Annotated in this window: 5 protein-coding genes; all 5 read left to right on the forward strand. The window is 32.3% G+C overall.

From position 1 onward, the window contains the following. The first annotated feature begins 209 nt into the window (after nucleotides 1-209). The 5 genes from BLW28_RS16070 (at nucleotide 210) to BLW28_RS13035 (ending at nucleotide 3,301) form a co-directional block, all read left to right on the forward strand. A complete protein-coding gene (locus BLW28_RS16070; protein WP_262481119.1) occupies nucleotides 210-344 on the forward strand; it encodes a hypothetical protein in 135 nt (44 codons plus the stop codon). Then, complete coding sequence (locus BLW28_RS13020; protein WP_073220898.1) at nucleotides 328-624, forward strand: hypothetical protein; 297 nt, start codon at nucleotides 328-330, stop codon at nucleotides 622-624. The genes BLW28_RS16070 and BLW28_RS13020 overlap by 17 nt, the downstream gene beginning before the upstream one ends. 53 nt (nucleotides 625-677) lie before the next feature. Beyond that, complete coding sequence (locus tag BLW28_RS13025) at nucleotides 678-968, forward strand: hypothetical protein (RefSeq protein WP_143036888.1); 291 nt, start codon at nucleotides 678-680, stop codon at nucleotides 966-968. A 235-nt stretch (nucleotides 969-1,203) separates the two neighbouring features. Next, nucleotides 1,204-1,710 (forward strand): hypothetical protein, encoded by a 507-nt coding sequence (locus BLW28_RS13030; protein WP_143036889.1) that lies wholly within the window; start codon nucleotides 1,204-1,206, stop codon nucleotides 1,708-1,710. Nucleotides 1,711-2,317: 607 nt separating this feature from the next. Further along, nucleotides 2,318-3,301: a hypothetical protein gene (locus BLW28_RS13035; protein WP_073222359.1), complete on the forward strand. Its 984-nt coding sequence runs from the start codon at nucleotides 2,318-2,320 to the stop codon at nucleotides 3,299-3,301. The last annotated feature ends 459 nt before the right edge of the window (nucleotides 3,302-3,760 follow it).

Here is a 3,760-nt window from a genome sequence, read left to right on the forward strand (position 1 = left end):
TGAAAAAATATTAGAAAGTCAAGTATTTGATCATTTTTTTAATGCCGCAACTTTTATTTTAAAATGCTTCTAAGTAGTAAAAAGAACTGATCTGTTCAGCTTCGGGCGACTTCATGTAGTCAATGCCTAAAAGAAATAGCCCGATTCAGCAAATCAAAAAGATAGTCCTTCAGTATTTTTGGGTCATTTTTAAAACTACGTGTTTCTCTGTGAATAATCGATTATATTTGAGAATTGGGAGTAGAAACACTGCCGATAACACCAGATATAGTAAATATCGCGAAAAGCGATACTTCCCATATCCAATCGTTGGCAACAAGCTGAAAGATGAAAACGACAATTAAAATATTAACAATAATACTATTCTTTGGAATTTTTAGTTGCGATTTAAAAAATGAAAATCAAGAATATGCCGAAATGTTAATTGAAAAAGTTGAAACGTTTAAAACGAAAAATAAGAGACTACCAAAAAACGTGTCCGAATTTGGACTGACTGAATTTATGGACAGTCCAGCCTTTTACCAATTGGAAACTGATTCAACATATATTGTTTGGTATGGCTTAAGTTTAGGAGAATCCAAAATTTATAAGTCTTCAACTAAAAAGTGGACAAAGGAAGGATGAAAAAATTAATTTTTATCTGTTTTTATATGTTAGTCGCTTGTGGACCAAAACAAATGGAATTCGAACAATCCAAATGGAATAAAAGTTTTGACGGATATTATGAGTATCGTGAAAATATGGTTCAAGATTTAATGGAAAATCACCTTGAAAAAGGAATGAAATTAAAAAAAGTAGTTGAATTGTTAGGAGAACCTGGAAACTATCAGAACAAAAAAGAAAACGAAATTACTTATGAAATAATGGTAGATTATGGTTGGAACATTGACCCAATGGAAGGAAAAGAATTATATTTTGAATTTGACAAAGACTCAATAGTAACCGATTTTAGATTAGAACATTGGTAGAATAAAATAAAGCCAGTTGCCAACACGGTGTATAATTCATTGCTGGTTAGAGCTTACTTACGAAAGTCCTCGCGGACTTTCTATCTGTGAATTATTTGCTAACTTTAGTGCTTAAACACGCAACGAAATCATACACAAGCACGTTGCCATTAATTTGAGAAAAACGAATTACAAATCAATATTTAGAGCTTTTATTCCAATCGGAATTATCCTTTTTTTGGTTCTAAAATCGGAATTGAGAACTGAAGGTTCTTTTGGCGGATTAGTTGGTTTTTTTAAATATTTATTCTTTTTAATTTCTGGAATTATAGTTTTTATCTATACCTCTGTAAAACAAGGAAAAAAGATTAAGAAAAAAAATGAAATTAAAGAAGCAAAAATCATTCTGACTTTACTCTTGATTTCGACTTTTTTAGCAATTAGTTCGTTTTGGTTTCCCAAAGACTTTTTTGACAAAGAACCAAAATTCATTGCTAAAGACACTTTCGGAACTGAATTGAAATTAATGGAAGACGGAAAATATATGTTGCGAACAAGAGATTATGAATGGACAACTATTGACAGAGGAATTTACCAAATGAAAGATAATATTATTCTTTTGGACGAAGAAGTAAAAGAAAAAAGATGGGGAAAAAGAACAAAAGAATATCTGATTAAAGACAAAAATCTGATTCCAATTTACTCAAGCGGAATTGAAACAGATTCGACTGAATTTTTGACAATAACAATGAATAAAAACTAATGGCAATAACTAAGCATTCGTGTGGTCGGCACGACCCAACATGAATGCAGTGTTGACTGAACCGGTGTATGTCGGTTTGCCCTTATGGGGATTGGTCTAGTTTGGGATGGGTTTTCAGGAGTCGGTTTTCCCTGATTTGGGATCGTTGACCTCAATTTTTGATGTGGCCGCTTACCTTCCTATATTAAATTGAGTTACCGAAAATATTATGTTATTTCCTGCAGTGCGCGCAAAGGCAAAGAGCATTGGCAATAATTTGATATTGCTTTAATGGAAAGAGTTTCTGTTTATTAAATTATTGCTTATGCTGCGGGGAACCGAAGGCTCTTACGGTTGAAGGAGTGTAGCCTGCGGAACGAGTGAAGGCGTATGTGCCGGAGGTGGGGGTATTTGATTATTTGTTCCTCTTTGTTTATGCTGTTTTGGAGTGGTAATTATAAGTTTTGGGTGAAATTGTTATTAAATGTTGCGTGAATAAGGTTTCCCGTAATAAAGTTTAAATAATTTATGTTAAGTTTGAATGTGATAGTATTATAATATCTTGTATATGCGATATATACGCCATGGATTGTTGTGATACTTCGGATATACTTATGTTGCCCACAATATGAAAAAAACATTGAGAATTACAATCACACTTGGATTTCTATTAGTCGGAATTTCTGTTTTCGGACAAGAATTTATATTTGACATTCACAATACTTCACTCGATGATTACATTAAACTTGAAGAAAGATTGGGTAGTGAAAGAAAAGAAAACATTTCAAATAATATATCTTTTACTGGAGATGCACAACCAGTTGTTTTCATTCGGAAAGAAAAGATAATACCTAATTTAAGAGCTAACTATTTTTTTAAAAAAACTGATTCTACAATGTCATACATCAGATACGATTGGGATGAAAGTTTTTACAAGAATACAGGCAATCTCGAAAGTCAAAAACCTTTAAGTTTTCAGAGAGCATTAAGGAAAAAATCACTTCAAATCGAAAAGGAAATTACCAAGATATATGGCAAACCAGAAACAGAGGGTAGCTTATCTGATTTGTCAAAAGTTGAAATGCGAAAAGGCGTAAGTAAAACAAACATTTGGAAACCAAATGATAGTTTGGAAATAGAATTGTTTACGACTATTTCAAACTTTTACGAAAAACGAGGAATGGTTACAACTGCACCTACTCATAGGATTAGATTATACATTACAAATACGAAAAAGGAAAAGAAAATTGAACCTAAATTGAGTCAGCAAAGACTTGATACTTTAAAAATGATTTCATCTGATTTCATTAAAAATTTAGACAATAAAGACTTTAACAAATCCAAAGCCTTTTTATCAACTTTAATTATTGAAAATGTCACAGACGAACAACTAAATTCTCTAATTGAGAATTGGGATTTTAAAAAGGACACGGAGTTAATTTATAGCGGAATTGAAATCGGGCTTGATGGACAGTTTTTCACGATGCTAGATTTTAAGTACAAAGATGATATTACAAAACCACCAAAGGAAATATTAAAAATAATATTTGATGATAAAGATAAGATTATCGGAATACAACCGATTAAACTGCAAGGAAAGGTAAAGGATTAAATACTGTGGGCAACACGAGTATAAACGCAATAACGGATAAGTGCTTTAATCAAATGTAATTTTATAAATTCACAGTTATTTATGAACCGAAAAGTAAGTGCGCAAATCCCGCTACTGCGCTTATACCAAACGTTGTGTGCCATATAAATGAACCATGGAAGATAAATTTAAACCTGATATAAAATACTTGAACCGTCTACTGAGACAAATCCTTGGGTTTCATATTTTAAAAAGAATATGGTTGAAATTGAATATATGAAATGGAAAAATTATGAAACAGGTGTTGTATACAAACTTGAAGTTGAAGACGGGGTTTGTATCATAACCGCGTGGTATGACTTTGAAAAACAATAAAAACGCTCTACAATAACTAAGCATTCGTGTGGTCGGCACGACCCAACATGAATGCAGTGTTGACTGAACCGGTGTATGTCGGTTTGCCCTTATGGGGATTGGTCT

The organism is Aequorivita viscosa (genome assembly GCF_900106795.1).
In the GTDB taxonomy this organism is placed as follows: Bacteria; Bacteroidota; Bacteroidia; order Flavobacteriales; family Flavobacteriaceae; genus Aequorivita; species Aequorivita viscosa.